The sequence below is a fragment of the Massilia jejuensis genome, from assembly GCF_042656795.1.
Lineage (GTDB): Bacteria > Pseudomonadota > Gammaproteobacteria > Burkholderiales > Burkholderiaceae_D > Telluria > Telluria jejuensis.
Window position 1 is genome coordinate 1 of sequence record NZ_JBHSMS010000043.1, and the last position, 4571, is coordinate 4571.

4 protein-coding genes are annotated in these 4571 nt (G+C 58.4%); all 4 read right to left on the reverse strand.

Features of this window, described 5'->3' with window-relative positions:
- Window positions 1–129: 129 nt before the first annotated feature.
- Window positions 130–387 (reverse strand): PAAR domain-containing protein, encoded by a 258-nt coding sequence (locus ACFPOU_RS14710; RefSeq protein WP_379722542.1) that lies wholly within the window; start codon window positions 385–387, stop codon window positions 130–132.
- 9 nt (window positions 388–396) lie between these two features.
- A complete protein-coding gene (locus tag ACFPOU_RS14715; RefSeq protein WP_379722551.1) occupies window positions 397–1554 on the reverse strand; it encodes a T6SS immunity protein Tli4 family protein in 1158 nt (385 codons plus the stop codon).
- Window positions 1555–1559: 5 nt separating this feature from the next.
- A complete protein-coding gene (locus ACFPOU_RS14720; protein WP_379722545.1) occupies window positions 1560–3383 on the reverse strand; it encodes an esterase/lipase family protein in 1824 nt (607 codons plus the stop codon).
- A partial coding sequence (locus ACFPOU_RS14725) for a DUF2345 domain-containing protein (protein ID WP_379722548.1) occupies window positions 3380–4571 on the reverse strand: 1192 nt, incomplete at its 5' end. The genes ACFPOU_RS14720 and ACFPOU_RS14725, both read right to left, overlap by 4 nt.

Below are 4571 nucleotides of genomic sequence, written 5' to 3' on the forward strand. Positions count from 1 at the left end.
GTTCGGCTCATCGCCTTCTGACCTCCTGGACTCAATTTCGTTCAGTCAGACACACCCTAGCGCGGATACATACCGCTGTCGCCGATGGTTTGCGACCGCCTAGGCCCCGCTCTCCGCCTGTCGGATCGTCTAGGTGAGAGAGCTGATCAAGCGGGCGCCACATTCGGTGACGTCGCCGTGGTAGGCGTACAGCTTGCCTTTGTGCTTTGCGCCTGCGCCGTCGGGTTTGATCGCAAAGTTACCCTTGCATTTTGGACAAAAGGTCATGTCATCCTGGATTGCTGCTGCCTTGCCCATGGCAATCGTTTCCGACGTGGCGCTGATGACCTTGCCGCCATGATCGGTCTGGTCGTTCAGTCGAATCACGCCACGGCCTTCGTGTTTCATGCTCACTCCTCATTGAGGTCTCGGTGTCTCGTTACTCGGCGCCAGCCGTGTTAGGTTTGCCCTTGGGAAGAAGTACGAACCCTCGGGGGCGCCGGGTACCTTGACGCGGAATTTCAGGCCGGACAGGAGTTTGTCCCACAACGCAACAGCCTCGTCGTTGCTGACCGACGCCTTCTTGGCGGCTCCGACCATATTGGCCTCGACCTTGGTGAACATGGCCGCGCCAAACGAGGACGGGTTGGCCACATCTCTCGGCGTGCCGACAAAGGCCCACTCGAAATCGTGAGTGCCGTCGGGTCGGCGAATGAGGGATTCTTCACCTTTCCAGTGTTGCACGTCCCGCTTGCCTTCGCGCAGAACATCACGCTTGGGGTAAAGGACGCCCTGCATATCCTGGGCACCCTTGATGCGGGCAAGCAGGGACAATTCGTCGCGCTTCATCTGCTCGAACTCAGCCTTGTCGTAATCGCCGTAAGCGTTCTGGTTGGAGCTGACGGAGAACGTAACGTCCGGGAAGCTGGGCAAATAGATTCCTGCATTTACTTGCTCTGAATCCCCGTACCGATCACCTGCCATGAACCCGTGTTCGATGCAGAAGCCCGGCTCGGTCGGTACTTCCTCCGGTGCGCGGAGCCGCAAGCTCCTGGCTTTCTCCAGCTGCCTGGCAATTACCGTGCTTTCGGTCTCCCCTTTCGAAGTTGCGTCGCCTAAGACGAATGTAAGTTTGCCTTTGCTGATATATGTTTTAAAAAAATAAAGTTCATATTTTTTTGCGACCTTATCCTCGTAATATCGAATCTGCCAACTTTCATCGATTGGTCCCGGTCCGTTGTAAGTAATTTCGGCAGTATCTTGTTCCGACCTCAGTTTCGCGATTTTTTCCTCTGCCGTGCGCTTCGCTTTCTCGATACCGCCCGAAATAATGTCTATCTTCGAGGGGAAGGAAGCGCTGCCCCAGACAAGTTGGGCTTCCTGCGGCAATTCGATTGCATAGCGGCCGAAACAAAGGATCTTCGTCTTTTCAAACAGCGCTCGCAGGCGTGGACTGAGTTTTACCGGTTCAGGCACGGCGGTCTCCTTATAAGTGTAGGTTCGAGAGTTTCCAACTAACGACACCAGGACAATGAGCAGCGCAGCGAATATCGCACCGCGCTTCAGGAACGGCATGGTATTCACGATGTCTCCCATTTCGCCGTCTTGGCGATCTGGACGACCGAATACAGCAGGGACGCCAGTACGTCCTTATCGGCATAGCTGTTCTGGTGTTCGTAGCTTTTGCCTTTTGTCTCGCCATGCACGAACAGCTTGCCTGTGATTAGCTTGGCAGAGCGGACGGCGGGGACGGTTTCGTCGCCAGGCGCGGCTGGCGGTTGCAGGGCGAGCGTCAGCACCCGGCTGTCTGTCTGGACTTTCAATGTGCCTTGGGCGTCGTCGCTCACCAGCTTCCAACTTTCGACCGGCGTAAGCAGGATGTTGCGGGAGTCCCACACTTCAGGGTCGGTCACTTTGAATACGACCTCGCCATAGCTGAGGCGTTCCGGTGACGAACAAAAGCTGCCGTAGCAACTGGTCGGGTGGAAGGTGGTCTTAATGTCCTCTATAAAAGCAACGGCCAGCTCCACGCGTCTGAGAACGGCAGCGATGCTCCCGCTTTCTAAGCTTGCTGGGTTAACCCACTTCGGATTGATCAGCCGCCACCATGCATCCGCCGGCTGCAGGTAGATGCTGTCTAGTGCGCTCGCTTTGTCGCCGGGCCAGCTCCACATCTCGCGCCCCGACCCATCCACGACCTTGAGCCATCCTTTACCATAGGCCGAACTGGGAAATAGTTCCAAAGCTGCAGGCGCATTTGCGAGGATGGCAGTCGCGTGTTTGCCATTGATGCCCAGCACCATTGCCCCGGTTTCAGCAATCATGCCCGCTCCCTGCTCTAGGAAGCCGAAACGCATGCGTTTATAGGAGGCGGCGGCGCCCATGGTCGGCATCACGTTGTGGTAGATGCCAAGTACCTTGACGGCGGGGTCGTTCAGCAGGTTCCCATATTTTGGATGAATGAGCGCGCGCGCCAGCAGGCCGCCCATGCTATGCGTCACGACGATCACTTCGTCGCATTTGAAGCCCCGCTTCTGGTAACCCTTGGCAAGCCCCCGGATGCGCTCAGCAATTACCTTCGCAGTTTCGCCGTTGCTTTTCAAAAAGTTGTATCCCATGGCATGGACCGGATACCAGCACGCGGCGATCTTTTTCAGATCCTGCTCGGTCAGCGGCTCGCCTGCGTCCACACCGCCGAAAGTGCGCGGATCGGCGAAGTACGGCTTCCACATCGGGTTTGCCGAATTGCCTGCGACCATATTGTTGAGGTGGCTTTCGGCCGTTTTCAGGAGCTGCCCGTAGGACCCAGTAAACAGCACTTCGCTCCAGCCCCGCCAGCGTGCAACTTGCGCTGGCGATTCGCGTTTCTTCGCGATTTGTTGGCCGGGTCTCCATCCTGTCGGCTTGCGCGAGCCTACCAAGGGGGGAATTGGCTCGAGGTTGTCAGGAACGTTCTGATGCCGCTTGTCCGCTGCCAGCGTTTCCGGGCCCTCGGGATCAAAGCGATCTTTACTCTCGGTGTAGTGGTAGTACTCGACTTCCGTCTCGTTTGGGTCAAGCATGAGCTGGCGCTGTTCCGGCGAGGCATTCTTGTACCACCCGACCAGGCCCGCATTGGCAAGGGCAGCGACGCCTTTTATGCCGACCATATCGTCCGGCCGCCACGAACGGTTATCTAGCCGGTCCAGCTTTTTTTGCCGCTCTTTGCTGAGGCGAAGGTTACTGCCCATCACGCCGGGCAAGAAGATTACGGGGATGACCTTGCGTGGCGGGAGCTTGACGTCGTGGCGAACCGTGTCGGAGGTCTTCGTCATGTGGACCGTATATTCAGCCCAGCCGCCGACGCCCTGCGTGAATTCGCCCTGGTGATTGCCCCGCTCGTTCAGTCCGGATTGGTCGCTCATGGTAGTTCGCCCTTGTAGCGGATGGTGTAGGAGTCGAAACCGCCTGATTTCTGTACTTCGGTGCTGCCGCTGGCTGCGGTTTTCCCTTCAATTACCGTTTCGTCGTCGCGCACGAGCTCGTAGGCGATGTTCTTCTCCGGCTTTAAGTTGGCGTCGACGAAGTTGACTTCCTGGTCGAAGCGGTAATCGGACTTGCGTTCGTTGAATGTCTGCGACACGCTTTTCGCCGGCAGCGTCTCGAGGTTGCCGTGGAATAGCACAGGCGACGCGGTGAAGAACTGCACCTGCTCGCCGATCTCGACCATGTTGTTGACACCGTGCAGCCGCACGCCTTTCTTGCCACGGACATTCACCCAGTCCGTCTCGCTGAGCAGTTCGAGTACCTTGTTGGCGATGACCTCCACGTCGTCGCTCTGGGCCTGCACCGACACTTTGCCGGCGGCCGCGATCAATTTCATTCCGGCCTTGTGCACGAAGAGCCTGAAGGTCGTTCCAACGCTGGCGAACAAGCCGTCGGAACTTGCAATCGACAGGCTTTTTTCGCTGGTGATCGCTGTATGGCGGCCGCTGGCGATGTGGGTCGACTGAGCGGTCGTAAGTTCGATACCGGCAGGGCTTGCCATGACGAGGTGCGGTTCGGCGAGTTCCGGGAACGCGCCTTTCGCCGCCCCGCGAATGGCCGAGTGCTGGACTTTGACGTCCTCCGCAGCTTCGTCCTGCTGGCCCTTTTCCTGAGCATCGTGATCGATCGCCATCGATGCCAATTGCTCTTGTATCTGCGCTGCCGACGCCAGTCGCTGCGCGGTTTCGCCCAGGTCCTTCATGTGCGACGCCGCATTCTGCCGCGCCTCAGTCGTGATGAGCATGCCTTGCGCGGCGCGTGCGACGCCCCAGGCGTTGGTCGCCAGTTCCCACCCTTCGCCACGCGCGTCCTTGCGACCGGTGGTGTCTTCAATGCGCGTGATGTGGCCAAGCGACAGCTGGCTGCATTCGTGGTCACTCTTCAACTGCGCCTGGATCTTCCCTGCAGTGTCATCGAGCACCAGGTGGTTGCCGCGCTGGCTACCTTCGAGCTCCCGGCTGCGCAGGCCGGCCAGCGCAGACTGTTCCGGCAGGTTCCACGGCGGCATATGTTTGCCGTTGTAGAGCGCTCCAAGTATGAGCGGATGATCGATATTCCCGTTGGGG

What these genes read in the sequence shown, in the direction of transcription:
- ACFPOU_RS14710 (WP_379722542.1), bottom strand. Translation starts at nt 387, where the DNA reads ATGAAACACGAAGGCCGTGGCGTGATTCGACTGAACGACCAGACCGAT.
- ACFPOU_RS14715 (WP_379722551.1), bottom strand. Translation starts at nt 1,554, where the DNA reads ATGCCGTTCCTGAAGCGCGGTGCGATATTCGCTGCGCTGCTCATTGTC.
- ACFPOU_RS14720 (WP_379722545.1), bottom strand. Translation starts at nt 3,383, where the DNA reads ATGAGCGACCAATCCGGACTGAACGAGCGGGGCAATCACCAGGGCGAA.